This window comes from Paracoccus aminovorans (assembly GCF_900005615.1).
In the GTDB taxonomy this organism is placed as follows: domain Bacteria; phylum Pseudomonadota; class Alphaproteobacteria; order Rhodobacterales; family Rhodobacteraceae; genus Paracoccus; species Paracoccus aminovorans.
In genome coordinates, this window is sequence record NZ_LN832559.1 from 2012532 (window position 1) to 2032773 (window position 20242).

Annotated in this window: 23 protein-coding genes and 1 tRNA gene; 9 read left to right on the forward strand and 15 right to left on the reverse strand. The window is 67.7% G+C overall.

Going from position 1 to position 20242, the window contains the following annotated elements; translation table 11 throughout:
• Positions 1–80 precede the first annotated feature (80 nt).
• On the forward strand, positions 81–1274 hold the full coding sequence (locus JCM7685_RS10005; RefSeq protein WP_083412722.1) for a Hint domain-containing protein: 1194 nt from the start codon (positions 81–83) through the stop codon (positions 1272–1274).
• Positions 1275–1553: 279 nt separating this feature from the next.
• Here JCM7685_RS10005 and JCM7685_RS10010 read toward each other — a convergent pair whose 3' ends face one another.
• Positions 1554–2855, reverse strand: coding sequence for an NCS2 family permease (locus JCM7685_RS10010; protein ID WP_074967792.1), 1302 nt, complete (start codon positions 2853–2855; stop codon positions 1554–1556).
• Positions 2856–3074: 219 nt separating this feature from the next.
• Here JCM7685_RS10010 and puuE point away from each other — a divergent pair, with 219 nt between their 5' ends.
• Together puuE and JCM7685_RS10020 are read left to right on the forward strand one after the other, a co-directional pair.
• Positions 3075–4481, forward strand: coding sequence for an allantoinase PuuE (gene puuE / locus JCM7685_RS10015; RefSeq protein WP_074967790.1), 1407 nt, complete (start codon positions 3075–3077; stop codon positions 4479–4481).
• A 102-nt stretch (positions 4482–4583) separates the two neighbouring features.
• Complete coding sequence (locus JCM7685_RS10020) at positions 4584–5411, forward strand: bifunctional allantoicase/(S)-ureidoglycine aminohydrolase (RefSeq protein WP_074967788.1); 828 nt, start codon at positions 4584–4586, stop codon at positions 5409–5411.
• A gap of 51 nt (positions 5412–5462) precedes the next feature.
• Here JCM7685_RS10020 and alkB read toward each other — a convergent pair whose 3' ends face one another.
• Entirely contained in the window at positions 5463–6092 is a 630-nt protein-coding gene (gene alkB / locus JCM7685_RS10025) for a DNA oxidative demethylase AlkB (RefSeq protein WP_074967786.1), read from the reverse strand.
• Between the two features lie 88 nt (positions 6093–6180).
• Here alkB and JCM7685_RS10030 point away from each other — a divergent pair, with 88 nt between their 5' ends.
• Positions 6181–6798 carry a DsbA family protein gene (locus tag JCM7685_RS10030; protein ID WP_074967784.1) on the forward strand — a complete coding sequence of 206 codons (618 nt, stop codon included), beginning with the start codon at positions 6181–6183 and terminating at the stop codon, positions 6796–6798.
• A 49-nt stretch (positions 6799–6847) separates the two neighbouring features.
• Here the strand turns inward: JCM7685_RS10030 and JCM7685_RS10035 are convergent, their stop codons facing one another.
• The 11 genes from JCM7685_RS10035 to JCM7685_RS10085 form a co-directional block, all read right to left on the reverse strand.
• Positions 6848–7189: a hypothetical protein gene (locus tag JCM7685_RS10035; RefSeq protein WP_074967782.1), complete on the reverse strand. Its 342-nt coding sequence runs from the start codon at positions 7187–7189 to the stop codon at positions 6848–6850.
• 101 nt (positions 7190–7290) lie between these two features.
• On the reverse strand, positions 7291–8523 hold the full coding sequence (trpB, locus tag JCM7685_RS10040; protein WP_074967780.1) for a tryptophan synthase subunit beta: 1233 nt from the start codon (positions 8521–8523) through the stop codon (positions 7291–7293).
• Between the two features lie 51 nt (positions 8524–8574).
• The gene (locus JCM7685_RS10045) at positions 8575–9027 is read right to left on the reverse strand and encodes a GNAT family N-acetyltransferase (protein ID WP_074967778.1); all 453 of its coding nucleotides are present in this window, start codon (positions 9025–9027) and stop codon (positions 8575–8577) included.
• Positions 9024–9671, reverse strand: a complete 648-nt coding sequence (locus JCM7685_RS10050) for a phosphoribosylanthranilate isomerase (protein WP_074967776.1) — start codon at positions 9669–9671, stop codon at positions 9024–9026. The genes JCM7685_RS10045 and JCM7685_RS10050 overlap by 4 nt, the downstream gene beginning before the upstream one ends.
• 4 nt (positions 9672–9675) lie before the next feature.
• A complete protein-coding gene (locus JCM7685_RS10055) occupies positions 9676–10086 on the reverse strand; it encodes a LapA family protein (RefSeq protein WP_074967774.1) in 411 nt (136 codons plus the stop codon).
• 36 nt (positions 10087–10122) lie between these two features.
• Positions 10123–10410: an integration host factor subunit beta gene (gene ihfB, locus JCM7685_RS10060; protein ID WP_074967772.1), complete on the reverse strand. Its 288-nt coding sequence runs from the start codon at positions 10408–10410 to the stop codon at positions 10123–10125.
• A gap of 201 nt (positions 10411–10611) precedes the next feature.
• On the reverse strand, positions 10612–12291 hold the full coding sequence (rpsA, locus tag JCM7685_RS10065) for a 30S ribosomal protein S1 (protein ID WP_074967770.1): 1680 nt from the start codon (positions 12289–12291) through the stop codon (positions 10612–10614).
• Between the two features lie 188 nt (positions 12292–12479).
• Entirely contained in the window at positions 12480–13523 is a 1044-nt protein-coding gene (locus JCM7685_RS10070; protein ID WP_074967768.1) for an NAD(P)H-dependent flavin oxidoreductase, read from the reverse strand.
• The gene (locus JCM7685_RS10075; RefSeq protein ID WP_074967766.1) at positions 13520–14104 is read right to left on the reverse strand and encodes a (d)CMP kinase; all 585 of its coding nucleotides are present in this window, start codon (positions 14102–14104) and stop codon (positions 13520–13522) included. The genes JCM7685_RS10070 and JCM7685_RS10075 overlap by 4 nt, the downstream gene beginning before the upstream one ends.
• Before the next feature lie 109 nt (positions 14105–14213).
• Positions 14214–14289, reverse strand: a tRNA-Thr gene (locus JCM7685_RS10080).
• A 152-nt stretch (positions 14290–14441) separates the two neighbouring features.
• On the reverse strand, positions 14442–14807 hold the full coding sequence (locus JCM7685_RS10085; protein WP_074967764.1) for a response regulator: 366 nt from the start codon (positions 14805–14807) through the stop codon (positions 14442–14444).
• A 333-nt stretch (positions 14808–15140) separates the two neighbouring features.
• Here JCM7685_RS10085 and rpsB point away from each other — a divergent pair, with 333 nt between their 5' ends.
• Entirely contained in the window at positions 15141–15920 is a 780-nt protein-coding gene (gene rpsB, locus JCM7685_RS10090) for a 30S ribosomal protein S2 (RefSeq protein WP_074967762.1), read from the forward strand.
• 102 nt (positions 15921–16022) lie between these two features.
• Complete coding sequence (gene tsf, locus JCM7685_RS10095; RefSeq protein WP_074967760.1) at positions 16023–16934, forward strand: translation elongation factor Ts; 912 nt, start codon at positions 16023–16025, stop codon at positions 16932–16934.
• Between the two features lie 83 nt (positions 16935–17017).
• On the opposite strand, the gene JCM7685_RS10100 is transcribed toward tsf, so the two are convergent.
• Positions 17018–17908 (reverse strand): helix-turn-helix transcriptional regulator, encoded by an 891-nt coding sequence (locus JCM7685_RS10100; RefSeq protein WP_231964613.1) that lies wholly within the window; start codon positions 17906–17908, stop codon positions 17018–17020.
• A 277-nt stretch (positions 17909–18185) separates the two neighbouring features.
• On the opposite strand from JCM7685_RS10100, the gene JCM7685_RS10105 reads away from it, so the two are divergent.
• Positions 18186–19061 (forward strand): hypothetical protein, encoded by an 876-nt coding sequence (locus tag JCM7685_RS10105; RefSeq protein ID WP_074967756.1) that lies wholly within the window; start codon positions 18186–18188, stop codon positions 19059–19061.
• Between the two features lie 64 nt (positions 19062–19125).
• Here the strand turns inward: JCM7685_RS10105 and JCM7685_RS10110 are convergent, their stop codons facing one another.
• A complete protein-coding gene (locus tag JCM7685_RS10110) occupies positions 19126–19377 on the reverse strand; it encodes a DUF2312 domain-containing protein (RefSeq protein WP_074967754.1) in 252 nt (83 codons plus the stop codon).
• Positions 19378–19469: 92 nt separating this feature from the next.
• Here JCM7685_RS10110 and JCM7685_RS10115 point away from each other — a divergent pair, with 92 nt between their 5' ends.
• Positions 19470–19697, forward strand: coding sequence for a hypothetical protein (locus JCM7685_RS10115; RefSeq protein ID WP_083412720.1), 228 nt, complete (start codon positions 19470–19472; stop codon positions 19695–19697).
• A gap of 1 nt (position 19698) precedes the next feature.
• On the forward strand, positions 19699–20148 hold the full coding sequence (gene dtd, locus JCM7685_RS10120) for a D-aminoacyl-tRNA deacylase (protein ID WP_074967752.1): 450 nt from the start codon (positions 19699–19701) through the stop codon (positions 20146–20148).
• Positions 20149–20242: the final 94 nt, after the last annotated feature.

Sequence of the window (20242 nt, forward strand, 5' to 3'; positions counted from 1 at the left end):
TTGGCACCTCGGCGGATGCGCAAGGCAACCGATTACGCGGTCCGCGACCAGGACGCGTATCTGAGTGGGAAGTGTTAAAGATGACTTTTGATCATGGCGGCCATGGTGGCCATTGCGGCCCCTCGGGGCCGGGTTGCGAGAATATGATCTACCTGGGCAAGCTGCCCGACATGGATCCGAACGAGTTTCTCCCCGGGGCGGAAAAGGCCGGCAAGATCCTGGGCGGCACTTCCCATGGCTCGGCCAGCGATCCGCTGTCCAAGCACCTGGTCGAGGTCAGCGCCAACGACGTGAACCATGACGGCGTGATCCGGACCAACGACGGCCTGTTCGGCTTCTTCTCCGAGACCATCCAGCACGACGCCGACGGCGACGGCTGCGAATCGACCTACAAGGTCGACTCGACCTTCATCGTCAACAACACCTCGGTGACCTTCCTGAACCCCGACGGCAGCACCGAGACCCTGTGCGTGCCGGTCCGCATCATGCAGGACACCGGCGGCAACACCTTCCTGATGCCGCCGCCCAAGGGCGCGTCCGAGGCCGAGATCCAGGCGCTGACCACCCGCCCGATCGTCTCGGTGAACTTCCCCAGCAATTCGCATTGCTACGACCTGTGCCACGACGGCATCTTCACCGACCGCCACTGCTTCCCCTGCTTCGCTCGCGGCACCCTGATCGAGACCGAGCACGGCGCCATGCCCGTCGAGGCGCTTGAGCCGGGCGTCAAGGTGCTGACCCGCGACCACGGCCTGCAGGCCCTGCGCTGGGCCGGCTCGCGCGTGCTGGGCAGCAAGGCGCTGGACGTCAGCCCGAACCTGCGCCCGATCCGCATCTCGGCCGGCGCGCTTGGCCAGGGCCTGCCGCTGCGCGACCTGATCGTGTCGCCGCAGCACCGCATCCTGGTGCGCTCGAAGATCGCGCAGAAGATGTTCGGCTGCGCCGAGGTTCTGGTCGCCGCCAAGCAGCTGCTGCAGATCGAGGGCATCGACATCGCGCAGGATCTCGACACGGTGGAATATTTCCACCTGCTCTTCGACCGGCACGAGATCGTGCTGTCCGAGGGCGCCGAGACCGAATCGCTCTATACCGGGGCCGAGGCGCTGAAATCGGTGGGCCAGGCGGCGCGGGAGGAGATCTTCGCGCTGTTCCCGGAGCTGCGCGACCGGACCGAGGACGCCTCCCCCGAAGGCGCGCGCCTGCTGGCCTCGGGCCGCACCGGCCGCAAGCTGGCGGTGCGCCACGCCCAGCACCACAAGCCGCTGCTGCAATAAGGCGGAAACCGCACGAGGGACGGAACAGGGGCCGGCATTGCCGGCCCCTTTTTGCATCGCGATGCCATCTGCGACCGCCATGGCCGGCCGCCGCTCAACCTGTTTGTCGCCGCCGGGCCGATCGGACCATTCGATGTGCGGGCGCTGCTCGGCAGTCCGCTGCGCACGAAAGCCCCACTCCGGCGTAGCGCCCCTTCGGCCGTGCCGTCGAACAACGACCTCGGCCATGTCAGCGTTGCGGAGAACCTTGCAGGCCGGGGGCGGACAGCCCCGGCGCCCTTACTCGACGAAGAAGGCGAAGCGGATCACGAACAGCGCCGCAACCACCCAGGTCGCCAGATGCACTTCGCGCGCCCGCCCGGTCAGCAGCTTGATCACCGCATAGCTGACAAAGCCGAAGGCCAGGCCGTTGGCGATGGAATAGGTGAAGGGCATCATCAGTGCCGTCAGCACCGCAGGGGCGCTTTCGGTCACGTCGCTCCAGCTGATCTCCTCGAACTCGCGCACCATCAGGCAGGCGACGTAAAGCAGCGCCGGCGCGGTGGCATAGGCCGGCACCGACCCGGCCAGCGGCGCAAAGAACATCGCCAGCAGGAACAGCCCCGCCACCACCAGCGCCGTCAGCCCGGTGCGCCCGCCCGCCTGCACGCCCGAGGCGCTTTCGACATAGGCGGTGGTCGAGCTGGTGCCCAGCATCGAGCCGGCCAGGATCGCGGTCGAATCCGCCATCAGCGCCCGGCTGAGCCCCTTGTTGGCATGGGCCGGACCCTCGGTCAGCAGCCCGGCGCGCTTGGCGACGCCGATCAGCGTGCCGGTGGCGTCGAAGACCTCGACCAGCACCATCACCAGGATGACGTGGAAGATGCCGACGGTCAGCGCGCCCGCGACATCCAGTTGCAGGAAGGTCGGCATGATCGAGGGCGGCATCGACAGGATGCCCTGGAACTGGCTGGCGCCCAGCAGAATCGAGGCCACGGTGATCAGCAGGATGCCGATCAGGATCGAGCCGCGCACCTTCAGCGCGTCCAGCGCCGCGATGACGAAGAAGCCGGCCACGGCCAGCAGCGTGCCGGTGGCGGTCAGGTCGCCCAGGCCGACCAGCGTCGCCGGATTGTCGACGACGATGCCCGCGTTCTTCAGCGCGATCAGGCCCAGGAACATGCCGATCCCGGCGGCGATGGCGCTGCGCATGGAGGTGGGAATGCCGGCGATCAGCCAGCGCCGGATGCCGGTGATCGACAGGAACAGGAAGATCAGGCCCGAGATGAACACCGCCCCCAGCGCCTGCTGCCAGGTAAAGCCCAGCGCGCCGACCACGGTGAAGGCGAAGAAGGCGTTCAGGCCCATGCCCGGCGCCATGCCGATGGGCCAGTTCGCCCAAAGCGCCATCACCGCCGAGCCGATGGCGGCGGCAAGGCAGGTCGCCACGAAGACCGCGTTGCGGTCCATGCCGGTCGAGGACAGGATGTCCGGGTTCACGAAAATGATGTAGGCCATGGTCAGGAAGGTGGTGATCCCCGCGATCACCTCTGTCCTGGCGCTGGTGCCATGGGCCGTAAGCCCGAATTGCTTGTCTAGCATTTAACCTCCCACTGGCGGGTTCAGCCCGCCGTGACAGCGACACTAGAGCCGGAGGCACCCCGCGGGAATGCCGGCTCTGGCGACAGAGTTTCAATGCAATCTGGAAAAATACCGATTTTCAACGTTTTTTTGGTTCTGCATCAAGAAATTCGGTGCTTGCCACGTTCCGGTCACAAGATGATGACTTAAGAAGGCAGAAAACAGCGAAGGAAGCAAGCGATGCGCTACAGCCGCGACATGATCGGATATGGCGAGCACACCCCGAACCCGCGCTGGCCGGGCGACGCCAAGATCGCCGTGCAGATCGTCATCAACTACGAAGAAGGCGGCGAGAACAGCATCGAGCACGGCGACGCCGCCTCCGAAGCCTTCCTGTCCGAGATCATCGGCTGCCAGCCCTGGCCGGGCAAGCGGCACTGGAACATGGAATCGATCTATGACTACGGCGCCCGCGCCGGCTTCTGGCGCCTGCACCGGCTGCTGAAGGACATTCCCGTCACCATCTACGGCGTCGCCACCGCGCTGGAACGCGCCCCCGAGCAGGTCGCCGCCATGCAATCCGCCGGCTGGGAGATCGCGACCCACGGCTACAAGTGGATCGACTATCGCGACATCCCGCGCGAGGTCGAGGCCGAGCATATCGCCAAGGCCGTCGAGCTGCACACCCGCGTCACCGGCGAACGGCCGCGCGGCTTCTACCAGGGCCGCACCTCGATGAACACGGTGGGACTGGGCTGCGAGGAAGGCGGCTTCGAATATCTGGCCGACACCATCGCCGACGACCTGCCCTATTGGCATGTCCACAACGGCAAGCCGCAGCTGATGGTGCCCTATACCATGGACGCCAACGACATGCGCTTCTCCTCGGGCCAGGGCTTCGGCACCGGGGTCGAGTTCTTCGACTATCTGCGCGACAGCTTCGACGTGCTCTATGCCGAGGGCGAGGCCGGCGCGCCCAAGATGATGTCGATCGGGCTGCATTGCCGCCTGGCCGGCCGCCCGGGCCGGGCCATCGCGGTGCAGAAATTCATCGAGCATTGCCGCCAGCACGAGGGCGTCTGGTTCGCCAGCCGGCTCGACATCGCCCGGCACTGGGCGCAGACCCACCCCTATCAGCCGCGCCAGCGCCCGTCGGAAATGTCGCGCGAGGATTTCGTGGCGAAATTCGGCAGCGTCTACGAGCATTCCCCCTGGATCGCCGAGCGGGTCTGGGAAGGCGAGATGGGCGCCATCCACGATACCCCCGCCGGTCTGGCGGCACGCATGGCGCAGGTGTTCCGCGCGGCCAGCGACGAAGAGCGGCTGGGCGTGCTGAACGCGCACCCCGACCTTGCCGGCAAGCTGGCCGCGGCCAAGCGGCTGACCGCCGACAGCACCGCCGAACAGGCCAGCGCCGGGCTGGACAGCCTGACCGATGCCGAGCGTGCCGAGTTCCAGCAGCTGAACACCGCCTATGTGGAAAAGCACGGCTTCCCCTTCATCATCGCCGTGCGCGACCACGACAAGCCGGGGATCATGGCCGCCATGCGCAACCGCATCGACAACGACACCGCGACCGAGCGGGCCGAGGCCGAACGGCAGGTCAGCCGCATCGGCGCGTTGCGCCTGCAACAGATGCTGGGCTAGGGCATCGCGCGACCTCGTCGCCCGGCCTGCGTCCATGGACAGACGGGCCGGGCACCCGATCGGACGGGGGCCCGAGACGCCCCGGCTCAATGGAGAGATGCCATGACTGCCAAGACCTCGACCTATGCCGGTCCCTTCGCCGGCCTGCCGCCGCAGAGCGACCTGACCACCGACACCGCGACCTTCACCGAGGCCTATGCGGTGATCCCCGCCAGCACGATGCGCGACATCGTCACCAGCTTCCTGCCCGGCTGGAAGGGCATGCGCATGTGGATCATCGCCCGGCCGCTGTCGGGATTCGCCGAGACCTTCAGCCAATATGTCGTTGAGCTGGCACCGCAGGGCGGATCGGACCGGCCCGAGGACGACGCGGGCGTGCAATCGGCGATCTTCGTCACCGACGGCGCGATCACCGTGACCATCGGCGGCAAGGCGCATGAGCTGACCCCGGGCGGCTTCGCCTATATCCCCGCGGGCACGGCCTGGTCGGTCCGGAACGGCGACGAGACCTCGCGCTTCCACTGGTGGCGCAAGCGCTGGCAGGCCGTCGAGGGGCTCGACAAGCCCGATGTGGTCATCGCCAACGAACGCGACATCGCCCCGATCCCGATGCCGGACACGCAGGAATCCTGGGCCACCACCCGCTTCGTCGATCCGACCGACCTGCGGCACGACATGCATATCACCATCGTGACGCTGAAGCCGGGCGGCTCGATCCCCTTTGCCGAAACCCACGTCATGGAACACGGGCTGTTCGTGATCGAGGGCAAGGCCGTCTATCGCCTGAACCGCGACTGGGTCGAGGTCGGGCCGGGCGATTTCATGTGGCTGCGCGCCTTCTGCCCGCAGGCCTGCTATGCCGGCGGCCCCAGCAATTTCCGCTACCTGCTTTACAAGGACGTGAACCGGCACGCGCCGATCTGGAAATAAGGGGGCTTCTGCCTCTGGTCGGCGCGGCCTTCCCGGAAACGGCGCAGGCCGTCAGCGGGCGCGGCGGAAGGTCAGGTTGATGCGGGCGGCGCCGGTGGCCGGATGCTCGCCCGGCTTCAGCGTCAGGATGCCGTGCCAGTTCAACCGCGCGGGACCGCCCCAGACCACCACGTCGCCATGGGCCAGCCCGTGCTTTGCCACCGGATCGCGGCGCTCCGGGCCGCCGAACTGGAAGGTCGCGGGCAGGCCCAGCGACACCGAGACGATGGGCGCGCCCAGGTCGGCCTCGTCCCGGTCCTGGTGCAGGCCCATCTTCACCCCCGGCACATAGCGGTTGATCAGGCAGGCGTCGGGACGGAAGCCGGGAAAGCCTGCCCGGGCCGCCGCAGCGCCGGCCAGCGCGACAAAGCCTGCCGGCATCGGCGGCCAGGGCCGGCCGGTCAGCGGGTCCTGCGCCTGGTAGCGATAGCCGCCGCGGTCCGAGACCCAGCCGAGCGCACCGCAATTGGTCATCTCGACCCCGATCGGCCGCCCCCCGGGCGTCTGCATGTGCCGAAAGGGCGAGACGGCGGCAATGCGCGTCACCTCGGCCAGGATCTCGGGCTGCGCCGCGAAGCCGCGCAGGATCATCGCGCCGGGGGCTAGGATGTCGTCGCGGGGGCCGAAAAGGTCGGGCTGCATGGGATCTCGCACGGAATTGTCATGTCGCATCGCTTGACCCGGCCGGCCGGCGATGGCTTTCAGAAGGGGTTACGGGAAAGGATATTCCATGCGCCGCCCCCTTGCCGCAATCGCCGCCGTGATGATCGCGGCACTTTCGCCGGGTGGCGCCGCGGTGCAGGCCCAGGACGCAGCCGAGATCGCGGCGATCAAGCGCGCCGTCTTCGACGCGCCCGATCTGCCGGTGATGGGGAATCCCTCCGGCGACGCGGTTCTGGTCGAGTTTTCCGACTACAACTGCGGTTTCTGCCGCAAATCCGCGCCCGAGGTAGCGGCCTTTCTGAAGTCGGACCCCGGCGTCAGGCTGGTGGTGCATGAGATTCCGATCTTCGGCGAGGGGTCGCGCTATGCCGCCCGGGCCGCGCTGGCCGCGCGGGCGCAGGGGAAATATCCGCAGTTCCACCGCGCCTTGATGGCGATGCGCGGCAAGGCCGAACAGGCCTCGGTGCTGCGTGTCGCCCGTGAGGTCGGGCTGGATGTCGCGCGGCTGCAGCGCGACATGGAGGCGCCGGACATCGCGGCGCGCATCGAAAGCTCGTTGCAGCTGGCCGACCAGATCGGGCTGGTCGGCACCCCCAGCTTCATCGCCGGCGACCGTGCGGTCTTCGGCTATCTGCCCAATGGCGAACTGGCCGAACTGGTGGCCGAGGCGCGCGGCCGCAAATGAAACGGGCCGGCGCGCGGCCGGCCCGGATTTGCTTGGCGCGCGACGGGGGTCAGGAGGCATCATGCCCCTTCATCGCGTCGTCGATGGTGGTTTGCAGCAGCGCCGGCTCGCCATTCACCTGCGTCAGCTGGCCGTGGGCGGCATCATAGATCAGCGTCAACTGCTCGTCCTGCCGCACGCCCGAGACGGTGATCTGGCCGTCGCCGCGGTGCAGGCTGACATCGGCGAAGCCCTGCTTCGTCAGCTGTTCGGTCAGGGCGTGATCGACCTGCTGCTGCGATTCCTTCAGCGGATATTGCTGGACCACGGTCACGGATGCGGCCATGGCGCTGCCAGCGCCCAGGATGGGGAGTGCGATGAGCGCGGCGATCTTGAGGGGTTTCATGAACATCTTGGCCTCCTGTGCCAGAGCGGATCATGTTCCAGAAACGCCGGACGCGACCGGGCGGTTGCCGCGGTCGCGTCCTTGTCATTGTCGGTGTCGGACCGTGATCAGACCTTCATGTCGAAGCCCAGATGATTGGCCACGGTGAAGATGTCCTTGTCGCCCCGGCCCGAAAGGTTCACCACCATGATGTGATCCCTGGGCAGGGTCGGCGCCAGCTTGATGACATGGGCCAGCGCGTGGCAGGGCTCCAGCGCCGGGATGATGCCTTCCAGCTCGCAGAGCTTCTGGAAGGCGGCCAGCGCCTCGTCGTCGGTCACGCTGACATATTCGGCGCGGCCCTGCTCCTTGAGCCAGGCGTGCTCGGGGCCGATGCCGGGATAGTCGAGCCCGGCGCTGATCGAATGGCCTTCCAGGATCTGGCCCTCGTCGTCCATCAGCAGATAGGTGCGGTTGCCATGCAGCACGCCGGGGCGGCCGCCGGTCAGGCTGGCGCAATGCAGCATGCGCTCGTCGACGCCCTTGCCGCCGGCCTCGACGCCGATGATGCGGACCGAGGGATCGTCGAGGAAGGGGTGGAACAGGCCCATGGCGTTCGAGCCGCCGCCGATGGCCGCGACCACGCTGTCGGGCAGCCGGCCCTTGCCTTCCTGCTCTTCGAGCTGCCAGCGGGTCTCGCGCCCGATGATGCGCTGGAAATCGCGGACCATGGCCGGATAGGGATGCGGGCCGGCGACGGTGCCGATGCAATAGAAGGTGTCGCGGACATTGGTCACCCAGTCGCGCAGCGCGTCGTTCATCGCATCCTTCAACGTGCCGCGACCCGAGGTCACCGGCACCACCTCGGCGCCCAGCAGGCGCATGCGGAACACGTTCGGCGCCTGGCGTTCCACGTCATGCGCACCCATGTAGACGATGCATTTCAGCCCGAAGCGGGCGCAGACCGTCGCGGTCGCGACGCCGTGCTGGCCGGCGCCGGTCTCGGCGATGATGCGGGTCTTGCCCATGCGGCGCGCCAGCAGGATCTGGCCCAGCACGTTGTTGATCTTGTGGCTGCCGGTGTGGTTCAGCTCTTCGCGCTTGAGATAGATCCTGGCGCCGCCGAGCGCCTCGGTCAGGCGCGGGGCGAAATAGAGCGGGCTGGGACGGCCGACGTAATGTTTCCACAGGTCGTCCATCTCGGCCCAGAAGCTGGGGTCGTCCTTGGCGCGGTCGTATTCGGCCTGAAGGTCCAGGATCAGCGGCATCAGCGTCTCGCTGACGAAGCGGCCGCCGAAGATGCCGAAACGGCCCTGTTCGTCCGGCCCGTTCAGGAAACTGTTGATCAGGTCTTCGGCCATGGCTGTCCTCGCGCGCGGTCGGGGTGGGTATTTTGGGAGGAAAGAAGTCCCTCAGAAGGATTTCTTATATCCGATATGCGAAGCGGTAAAGCCGAGCCGGTCGTAGAAGCGATGTGCGTCGCGGCGGCTTCGGTTCGTGGTGAGTTGCAGCAACGTGCAGCCGGCGGCCCGGGCACGGGTTTCGGCGTCGCGAATCAGGGCGGTACCGATGCCCTGGCCGCGCAGGTCGGGGCGGACGCGGACGCCCTCGATCTGGGCGCGGCGGGCGGCGGAAAGCGACAGGCCCGAGATGACGACGATCTGGTAGCAGGCGACGACCCGAGCGTCCGACAGCCCGACGATCAGGTGGTTCGCGGCCTCGGCGCGCATGGCGTCGAAGGCGGCGAGATAGCGGGCGGTGTCGTCGCCTTCGCGCGCCTGGCCCAGCATGTCGTCGCGCAGAAGCGCGAGCACGGCCGGCACCTCGTCGCGCCGGGCCTCGCGGAAGATGAGAGTTGGGGTCACAGGATGGGCGCGGTGGCGCGGGCAATGAAGCGGCGGATGCGGTCGGGGTCCTTGATGCCCGGCGCGCTTTCGACGCCCGAAGAGACGTCGACGCCCGGCGCGCGGGTCAGGCGGATCGCCTCGTGCACGTTCTCGGGGGTGAGGCCGCCCGCCAGCAGCCAAGGCTTGAGGATCTGCCGGCCGGCCAGCAGCCGCCAGTCGAAGGCGAGCCCGTTGCCGCCGGGCAGCGCCGCGCCTGCGGGCGGCTTCGCGTCGATCAGCAGCATGTCGGCGGCAAGGCCGTAATCCCAGAGCCGGTCCAGATCCGCGGGCCCGGCCACCCCGACCGCCTTCATCACCGGCAGGCCGGTCAGGGCCTTGACCTGCGCCACCCGGGCCGGCGTCTCGGCGCCATGCAGCTGGATCAGGTCCAGCGGCACCTCGGCCAGCACCTGGTCGAGCTGCGCGTCGTCCGGGTCCACGAACAGTCCGACCTTGGCCAGACCCAGCGGCACCTGGGCCGCCAGTCCCGCCGCTTGCGCGGCGGCGACATGGCGCGGCGATTTCGGGAAGAAGACGAAGCCGAGATAGCGGGCACCGGCATCGATGGCCGCAGCGAGGCCAGCGACCTCGGTCAGGCCGCAGATCTTGACGGAGACCGCCATCGGCCTAGCGCGGCGCGGGCAGCGTCGTGCCCTGCGCGGGAAGGGCGGCCGGGTTGGCGGGCTTGCGCGCGGCGTCGTCGAGGATCGCCAGCACCTCGTCCCGCGGCGCGGCATGGGTCTGGCGCAGGTGGCCGACCTCGCGCTCCAGATCGGCGAGATGCTGCGCGCGGCGGCCGGATTCGGCGCGCAGGCCCGATTCGCGCAGCCATTCCCACACCAGCCCGACCAGCACGCCGAAGACCATGGCCAGGAACAGCGCGACAAAGGCCGGCATGGTCAGCGACCATTGCCCGCCGGCGAAGGGCGCGAGCGCCTCGGGCAGCAGGCTGATGGTGACGAATTCGCGATTCGCCGCCGCCACCAGCACCAGCACCACGGCCAGCACCACAAAGAAGAAAACCCGGATCGCGCGCATGCCTTACCCCGCAGGACTATTCGCGGACAATCTGGCCTATTCGGCGTCGCCGTTCAACCGCTCGCGCAAGAGCTTGCCGGTCTTGAAGAAGGGCACGTGCTTTTCGTCCACGCTGACCGATTCGCCGGTGCGGGGGTTGCGGCCCTGGCGGGCGTCGCGCTTCTTGACCGAGAAGGCGCCGAAGCCGCGCAGCTCGACCCGGTCGCCGCGGGCCATGGCGTCGATGATCTCCTCGAACACGGTGTTCACGATCCGCTCGACATCGCGCTGGAACAGGTGCGGGTTCTCCTCGGAGATTTTCTGAATCAGTTCGGATCGGATCATTGCGGTTCCTGAATCTGGGATGGTCCAACGAGTTCCTGCCGCCCGATCATAGGCCGGGCATCGCGGCAATCAATCCGTGAACGCGGCCGGGGCCGCTTTGGTTGCGGTATTTTCAAGACTTTATGGTTCAGAACATGGTCTGCCGCAACGAAAAGCGCCCCCGGAAACCCCGGGGGCGCCATTTTCAGCCGATGGGGCCGATCAGCCTTTGCTCTTCAGCGCGGCGCCCAGGATGTCGCCCAGCGAGGCACCCGAATCCGAGCTGCCATACTGTTCGACGGCTTCCTTCTCTTCCGCGATCTCGCGCGCCTTGATCGACAGGCCCAGACGGCGGGTCTTGGTGTCGATGTTGGTGACGCGGACGTCGACATGGTCGCCGACCTGGAAGCGCTCGGGGCGCTGGTCCTGACGGTCGCGGGCCAGGTCCGAACGACGGATGAAGGATTTCATGCCGTTGTATTCGACCTCGATGCCGCCGTCCTCGATCGCCGTCACGGTGACGGTGATGACCGAGCCGCGCTTCACGCCCTCGACCGCTTCGGCCATGGCGTCATTTTCCAGCGCCTTGATCGACAGCGAAATGCGTTCCTTGTCGATGTCGACTTCCTGCACGACCGCCTTGACGACGTCGCCCTTGCGGAAGTCCTGGATCGCGTCTTCGCCACGGGCATCCCACGAGATGTCCGACAGGTGGACCATGCCGTCGATATCGCCTTCCAGGCCGACGAACAGACCGAATTCGGTGATGTTCTTGACTTCGCCCTCGATGACGGTGCCGACCGGGTGGGTCTCGGCGAAGACTTCCCACGGGTTGCGCATGGTCTGTTTCAGACCCAAGCTGACCCGGCGCTTCGCCTCGTCGATCTCCAGCACCATCACGTCAACCTCTTGCGAGGTCGAGACGATCTTGCCGGGGTGCACGTTCTTCTTGGTCCAGCTCATTTCCGAAACGTGGACCAGACCCTCGACACCGGCTTCCAGCTCGACGAAGGCGCCGTAGTCGGTGATGTTGGTCACGCGGCCGGCGTGGACCGAGCCGATCGGGAACTTCGAGCCCACGGTATCCCACGGGTCGGCCTGCAGCTGCTTCATGCCCAGGCTGATGCGGTGGGTGTCCTTGTTGATCTTGACGACCTGGACCTTGACGGTCTCGCCGATCGACAGGATCTCGGACGGGTGGTTGACGCGGCGCCAGGCCATGTCGGTGACGTGCAGCAGGCCGTCGACGCCGCCCAGGTCAACGAAGGCACCGTATTCGGTGATGTTCTTGACCACGCCCTCGACCGTCTGACCTTCGGTCAGGTTGGCGATGACTTCGGCGCGCTGTTCGGCGCGGCTTTCTTCCAGGATGGCGCGGCGCGACACGACGATGTTGCCACGGCGGCGGTCCATCTTCAGGATCTGGAACGGCTGTTTCAGACCCATCAGCGGGCCGGCATCGCGCACGGGGCGCACATCGACTTGCGAGCCGGGCAGGAAGGCCACGGCACCGCCCAGGTCGACCGTGAAGCCGCCCTTGACGCGACCGAAGATGGCGCCTTCGACGCGCTCCTCGGCGGCATAGGCTTTTTCCAGACGGTCCCAGGCTTCCTCGCGGCGGGCTTTCTCGCGCGAGATCGAGGCTTCGCCGCGGGCGTTCTCGACGCGGTCCAGATAAACCTCGACCTCGTCGCCGACCTGGATGTTCGGGGCTTCGCCGGGATTCGCGAATTCTTTCAGATCGACGCGGCCTTCCATCTTGTAGCCGACGTCGATGATGGCCTGGCCCGCCTCGATGGCGATGACCTTGCCCTTGACGACCGAACCTTCGTCCGGGGTGTCGATTTCGAGGCTTTCGTTCAGGAGGGCCTCGAATTCCTCCATGGTCGCTTTAGCGCACATATATAATCAGTTTCCTTTGCACGGTTTTCTGGCCTTGCGGTTGGCTCCGCCGGTCTTTTTGTAGCCGCCAGGGAAAAACGCCAAAGGGTCGCGGCATCGGCCCGACCCTGTTGGAAGCGGCCTGTTCTGGCCCCATCGCTTGTCCTGACGCGCGCGATATAGCCGTGATCGCCCGCCGAGGCAAGGCTTCAGGCGGTTTTGCGGGCCTCGGCGATCTCGCGACCCAGGGCGGCGGCCAGTTCCGCCGCCGGCATGGCACGGGCGCGGGCCGAGCCGGTGCCGGCCCATTGCGCGGCGTAATCGGTGCCGGCCGCGGCGGCCAGCGCCTTGCCCGCATCATAGGTGATCGGATAGTCGGGCAGCGGCGGCGCCTCGGGCGCGGCACCGAGATCGGTCAGCCGGTTGCGAAAGCCCCGCGCCGGCCGGCCCGAGATCGCGCTGGTCATCACCGTGTCCTGCCCCGGCTGCCCCAGCCGGGCGCGATGGGCGGCGCTGGCGGCGGATTCCGGGCAGGCGACGAAGGCCGTGCCCATCTGCACCGCGACCGCCCCGGCATCCAGGAAACGCACGGCGTCGCGCCCGTCCATGATGCCGCCCGCCGCGACCAGGGGCAGGCCCAGCGGTTCCAGCGCCCTGAGCAGGTCCATCGTCGGCAGCTGCGCATCCTCGCCCTCGGGCCGGAAGATGCCGCGATGGCCGCCGGCCTCGTAGCCCTGGGCGATGATCGCATCCAGCCCGGCGTCGCGGATGGCCCGCCCCTCGGCCAACGAGGTGGCCGACCCGGCGAGCAGCGCCCCCGTCCCTCGCAGGGCCGCCAGCTGGTCGGGACGCGGCAGGCCGAAGTGGAAGCTGGCCATGGCCGGACGCGCGGCCAGCACCGCCTCCAGCACGCCCTCGCTGACCAAGAAGCTGGCGAAGATCTCGCGCAGAGCGGCCGGCGGCTCGGCCCCCGCGCGGCGGAACTCGGGCGCGAGATAGTCCAGCCATGCGGCCTCGCGCGCCGGGTCGGCATGGGCGGGACGGTGGCAGAACAGGTTGACGTGATAGCGGTTCGAGCCCAGCCGCGCCTGCACCTCGGCCATCATGGCGGCCGCCTGTTCGGCGCCGGCGGTGGCCAGGCCCAGCCCGCCCAGCGCACCCGCGCGGCTGGTCTCGGCCGCCAGGGCCGGTGTCGCGGTGCCGGCCATGGGCGCCTGAAGCACCGGGATCTCCAGATCGGTCAATATGCTCATGCCCCTGCCCTCCTTGCGGCGTCGATGGCGCGCGCCACCGCCTCGTCGATGGTCATCTCGCTGGTGTCCAGAAGCAGCGCGTCCTCGGCCGGTCGCATCGGCGCCACGTCGCGGGCGGCGTCGCGCGCGTCCCGTTCGCGCAATTCGCGCAGCATCTCGGCCTCGTCGGCGCCCAGTTCCAGCGCGCGGCGGCGGGCGCGGATCTGGTCGCTGGCGGTGACATAAAGCTTCAGCCGGGCCTCGGGGCAGATCACCGTGCCGATGTCGCGCCCGTCCAGCACCGCGCCCGGCTCGCCGCCGGCAAAGCGGCGCTGGAAATCGACCAGGGCCGCGCGCACCTCGGGAATGGCGGCGACGCGGCTGGCGGCCTGCCCGGCCGCAGCGCTGCGCAGATCGTCGCGGGCGAGGTCCCCGGGCGCCAGGCCGCGTGCCGCCGCGACCGGATCGCCACCCTTGGCGCCGACGGCGCGATAAAGCAGCCCGGTGTCCAGATGCGCAAAGCCGAAATGCTGGGCCAAGGCGCGGGCGATGGTCCCCTTGCCCGAGGCGGCGGGCCCGTCGATGGCGATGGTAAAGGGCATTCGTCCTCGGCTGTGCAAGGGGCGGGCCGGCCGGCTGGCAAAGGACGCGCCGGCACGGCAGCGCCCTTGGTCGCGCAGGTCACCGGGATGCCCGTCCGCGATTGGATCGTGGTGCCGGTTGCAGGAATCGAACCCGCGACCTTCTCATTACAAGTGAGTTGCTCTACCAACTGAGCTAAACCGGCCTTTTCCGACCGGATAGCCCCTGCCGCGGGCCAGTGCAAGCGCGGGCTGCCTGTGTCGGGACGGCAGGCACCGCCCCGAACCGACGAACGATGCGCCGCCGACAGGGCAGCCGCCGGGTCGGCCCGCAGATTGTCGCCAGGCGCGACGCGGCCTATCCGGTGACGGCCAACACCGTCTCGACCAGGCGCTGGGGATCGAAGGGCTGCGGCAGCCAGCCGGCCGCGCCGGCATTGCGGGCGCGCGTCTTCAGCTCGGGCATGGAGCAGAGCGAAAGCACCAGGATCGGCACTGCCCGCAGCCGGTCCTGCTGGCGCACCGCCTCGATGAAGCCGAATCCGTCCAGGCCCGGCATGTTGATCCCGGTCAGGATCGCGTCCACCTCTTGCCGCGCCAGCAGCGCCAGGCCCTCGGTCCCGTCGCCGGCCAGCACCACGGCCATGCCGGCGCCGCGAAGCGCCGCCGCCGCCCTTTCGCGCAGCTCCGCATCGGCATGCTGCACCAGAATCGTCAGCGACATCGCGATTCCCCCGACGGATATCGCGGCTGTCTGGTCGGTTTGCGGTTCCGCATCTGCGCCTTCCCATGGCTGGATCTGTCTTGCCTTGCGCCAGGATCGCGCAAATAGTTTAAGGCAAGGTTGATATCCGAACGATACGGTTCGTCTTTTTTCCGGTCCGTCCGGCGTTCTGCCCCGCCTTGGCCTTCTTCGGGCTTGCATTCCGGCCGGAACAGGACTATCTGGCGCGCACTTCACAGGCGGGGTCGGGCCCCGGGGGGAGACATCCCCCGACGGTCCACCGGTTGGGGCAATCGCCCTGAAAGCCCCGCCAAGGCGCAAACCGGAAAGGACATGGACATGGCGCTTCCCGAATTCTCCATGCGTCAGCTGCTTGAAGCTGGCGTTCACTACGGCCACCAGACCCAGCGTTGGAACCCCCGGATGGCCGAGTTCATCTATGGTGAACGCAACGGCATCCACATCTTCGACCTGACGCAGACCGTCCCGATGCTGGACGCCGCCCTGCAGGCCGTGCGCGACACCGTGGCCAAGGGCGGCCGCGTGCTGTTCGTCGGCACCAAGCGCCAGGCGCAGAAGGCCATCTCCGACGCCGCCGAGCGTTCGGCGCAGTTCTATATGAACCACCGCTGGCTGGGCGGCACGCTGACTAACTGGAAAACCGTTTCGCAATCGATCCAGCGCCTGAAGGCCCTGGACGAGACGCTGGGCTCGGGCGCCGAAGGCCTGACCAAGAAAGAGCGTCTGCAGATGGAACGCGAACAGGCCAAGCTGCAGGCCTCGCTGGGCGGCATCCGCGAAATGGGCGGCCTGCCCGACCTGCTGTTCGTCGTCGACGTGAACAAGGAAGACCTGGCCATCGCCGAAGCCAAGAAGCTGGGCATCCCGGTCGTCGCCGTGGTCGATACCAACTGCTCGCCCAAGGGCGTCGATTACATCATCCCGGGCAATGACGACGCCGCCCGCGCCATCGCGCTGTATTGCGACCTGGCCTCGCGCGCCGCTCTGGACGGCATGACCGCGCAGATGGGCGCCGCCGGCGTGGACCTGGGCGCGCTGGAAGCCTCGGTCGAGGAAACGCTGGAAGGCGCGACCGAAGAAGCCGAAGCCTGATCGGAAACCGGCGGGGGCCCACGCCCCTGCAAGGGTTTACGCAATATTCATCAGGCGGGGATAAGCCCCGCCTGACGCATTGAAAAGCAAGGAGATCCCCCGATGGCTATCACCGCTGCGATGGTGAAAGAGCTGCGCGAAACGACCGGCGCGGGCATGATGGACGCCAAGAAGGCGCTGACCGAAACCGACGGCGACATGGAAGCCGCCGTGGACTGGCTGCGCACCAAGGGTCTGGCGAAAGCCGCCAAGAAGGCCGATCGCGTCGCCGCCGAGGGTCTGGTGGGTGTCTCGGTCAAGGCCGGCCGCGGTGTCGCCGTCGAGCTGAACTCGGAAACCGACTTCGTCGCCAAGAACGCCGACTTCCAGCAGCTGGTGCGCGAGATCACCGACGTGGCTCTGGAAACCGCCGAGGATGTCGAGGTGCTGCGCGCCACGCATCTGAACGGCAAGCCGGTTGCGGACGTCGTGACCGACGCCATCGCCCGCATCGGCGAGAACCTGACCCTGCGCCGCATGCACGTCCTGGAAGGCGACACCGTGGTCTCTTATGTCCACAACGCCGCGACCGAGGGCATGGGCAAGATCGGCGTGCTGGTCGCGCTGAAGGGCGATGCCGACAAGGCCCAGGCCATCGGCAAGCAATTCGCCATGCACATTGCTGCGACCAACCCGGTCTCGCTGTCGGAAGCGACCCTCGACCCGACGCTGCTGGCGCGCGAGCTGGAAGTGCAGACCGCGAAAGCCCTGGAAGAGAACGCCTCTTCGGCCAAGCCGAAGCCCGAGGCCGTGATCCAGAACAACATCATCCCGGGCCGGATGAAGAAATTCGTGGCCGAGAACACGCTGCTGGGCCAGGCTTTCGTCATCAACCCCGACGTGACCGTCGAACAGGCCGCGAAAGAGGCCGGCGTCGAGATCACCGGCTTCGCCCGCGTCATGGTCGGCGAAGGCATCGAGAAGAAGGAAGAGGATTTCGCCGCCGAGGTCGCCAAGACCCGCGCCGGCGCCTGATCCCCGGCCCGTGCAGACAGGAACGCCGGCCCTTGTGGCCGGCGTTTTTCATTGCAGGTGATCGGGATGGCGCCGGCGGCCGCTCACAACTCGCGCGTCGGAAGACACGCATCCGGGACCTTCCCCGACACCGACACCGAGAGGGCGGAGGCTTCGTCCTGCGTCGGCGCGGACGGGCCGCGCTCTGCCGCCCCATCGCCGGAATCGAGCAGGATCTGCCGCCGGCTTGCCGCCAGCAGCACCGCCTGCGCCGTGGTTCGCGCCCCCAGCGCCCGGCGCGCCAGCCGCAGGTGCTTTTCCACCGTGGCCGGCGTGAGGTCCAGCAGCCCCGCGATCTCCTGCGTGGTGCGACCGATGGCGATATGTTCCAGCACTTCGCGCTGGCGCAGCGTCAGCGCATTCTCCGGCGGCGCATAGGGCAGCACCGACAGCCGCAGATGGACCAGCCCGGTCAGCGTCATGACGAGCGCGCGATGCTGCCGCCACAGCGCGTCCAGCCGATCCTGCCGCATCCCGATCGCACCCGACAGGGTCACGCCCGCCCGCATCTGCGGCACGCTGTCGCCCAGGCTGATCGCATGGCCCGAGACATGGCCGTAGCGCGCGAACAGGTCCAGCATCCGCTCCTCGGCGGGGCTGAGCCGGCCGGCGCGGCGCTGGCTGTGCATCCAGTCCCAGCTTTCGCTGCCGCGATGGGTGCAGATCCAGCGGTGCATCGGCAGGTCGGACAGGCCGTCCTGCGCCAGAATCTCCTGCACCAGCCGCGGCGTATAGCTGGAGAGGAACAGGTGGCCGTCCGCCAGCGGGGCGCCTCCGACATCGAGGATCCGCAGCCTGTGATAAGCGACATGAAGAAAACCGAGCCCGGCAAGACGGTCGACATAATGCTGCCACAGGCCCTCGACCGTCCGCATCGCCAATATGGTCTCGATGTCCTTCAGCATCTCCATCGGGTCCAGGTCTTTCAAAGACATACAGAAAAATGACTACTGGCGTAATATCGGCGGGCTGGCGACAGTCTTTCAAGTGACGGGCGTGTTTTCAATCCCTCGGGGGCGATTTCCCCTGTTGACCTTAGGGTAACTATCCCGGCCGTCGGGGCAAAGACAACCGGGCAAATGGACAAATCCGCCCGCAGCGGAGCGGTGCGGCGGCAAGCTGCCATGCGTCCGCGGGATTCAACCAGCGGGTTTTCCCGGCCGGCATTGCTGGTTACTGTGCGCCGGAAACGAGTCAGGAGTTCCCAGCACCATGCAGGTCGTCTTTCATTGCGGGGTCCACGGCACCGATCTTTACCGCATGGTCAAGACCCTGTTGCAGAACCGGGACTGGCTCTTGCGCAACGGGATCGAGCCGGTGACGCCGAACCGGCACCGCGACGTGTTCAACGAGGCGCTGGCGGCGCTGGACGGCGGCCCGGCGACGGCCGAGATGGAACAGGTGATGCTGGACGCGATCCTGGAATCCGACGATCCGCACCGCATCATCTGCAGCACGCCGACCTTTCTGGGCAAGGCCGAGCGGGCGCTGTCGCTGGACGGGCTCTATTCCACCGCGGGCGAGAAGATGGCGGCGCTGGCGAACCTGTTCCCCGGGGCCGAGGTCGAATTCTTCATGGCGCTGAAGAACCCGGCGACTCTGATCCCGTTCGTGCTGTCGCAGGAAGGCAGCGGCACCTATGCCGAGGTCATGGGCGGCATCGATCCCGAGAGCCTGCGCTGGGCGCCGGCCGTCCGCCGCATCCTGGCCGCCCTGCCCGGCCGCCGCCTGGTGATCTGGTGCCACGAGGACACCTCGCTGATCTGGCCCGAGGTGGTGCGCCGCATCGCCACCATGCCCAGCGACGTGCCGCTGAAGGCGGGACTGCAGATCCTGGGCGACATCCTGCACCCGGACGGGATCCGGATGATCCGCGACGCCATGGCGCAGGAAACCCGGTTGACCATCGAAAGCCGGCGCCGCATCTTTTCGGCCGCGCTGCAAAAACATGCCCTGCCCGAACAGATCGAGGTCGAACTGGCCCTGCCCGGCTGGACCCAGGACACGGTGGACCGCATCACCGCCGCCTATGACGCGGACATCGCCGAGATCGCGGCCCTGCCGGGGGTCGAGTTCATCACCCCCTGAACCGGCGCCGAAGCCATGAAAAAGGGCCGGTCGCCCGGCCCTGCCTTCGCCCTTGCCGGGGCGGTCAGGCCATCCCCAGCGCGGCCTTGTACATTTCCAGGATCGCCTCTTCCTCGGCGATGTCATCCTTGTCGCGCTTGCGCAGCGCGATGACCTTGCGCATGACCTTGGTGTCGTAGCCGCGCGCCTTGGCCTCGGCCATCAGCTCCTTCTGCTGCTCGGCCACGTCCTTCTTTTCCGCCTCGAGCTGCTCGTATTGCTCGATGAACTGGCGCAGTTCGCCGGCGGCGATGCCATAGGCGTTGTCGTCCTGCATGTTCCGCTCCTTCGGGTTTTGGCGCGGTCTAGGCGGTCTTGCGGGCGGGTGCAATCGCCGCTAGGCCGTCCCCGGCAGACGGAGGCGAAAACATGACGATCTGGGACGGGCTGATCTGGGGCGGGACCGCGCTGACCGCGGTCGGGTTGGTCGCGCTGGCATGGTGCATCCTGACCGCCGCGCGGGCCAAGGCGCGGATCACCGACGATGCGCAGATGCGGGCCGTGATGCGCAAGGTCGTGGTGGTGAACATGGCAGCGCTGGCGGCATCGGTCTTTGGCCTGATGTTCGTCGTCCTCGGCATCATGCTGGGCCGCTGACATGCGCGCCCTGGTCCAGCGCGTCACTCGCGCCGAAGTCACCGTCGAGGACCGCAGCATCGGCCGCATCGGCCCCGGGCTGATGGTCCTGGTCTGCGCCATGCAGGGCGATCCCGAGGACGCGCCGGAAAAGCTGGCCGCCCGCATCGCCAAGCTGCGCATCTTCCGCGACGAGGCCGGCAAGATGAACCGCTCGGTCGTGGACATCGGCGGTGCGGTGCTGGTGGTCAGCCAGTTCACGCTGGCCGCCGACACCCGCACTGGCAACCGCCCCGGATTCTCCAGCGCCGAGGCGCCGGCGCGGGGCGAGGCGCTGTATCTGCGCTTTGCCGAGGCGCTGCGCGGGTTGGGGCTGCCGGTCGAGACGGGCGCGTTCGGCGCCGACATGCAGGTGTCGCTGGTCAACGACGGTCCGGTGACGATCTGGATGGATTCGACCGATCGCGCTTGACTTTTCGCGCGAAAACCCTCATCTGCGCCAGGTTGCCGCCCGCTGCCGCGTGAGCAGCGACGCCATCGCGCGTCAGGTCGGCCACGTTTTTCCG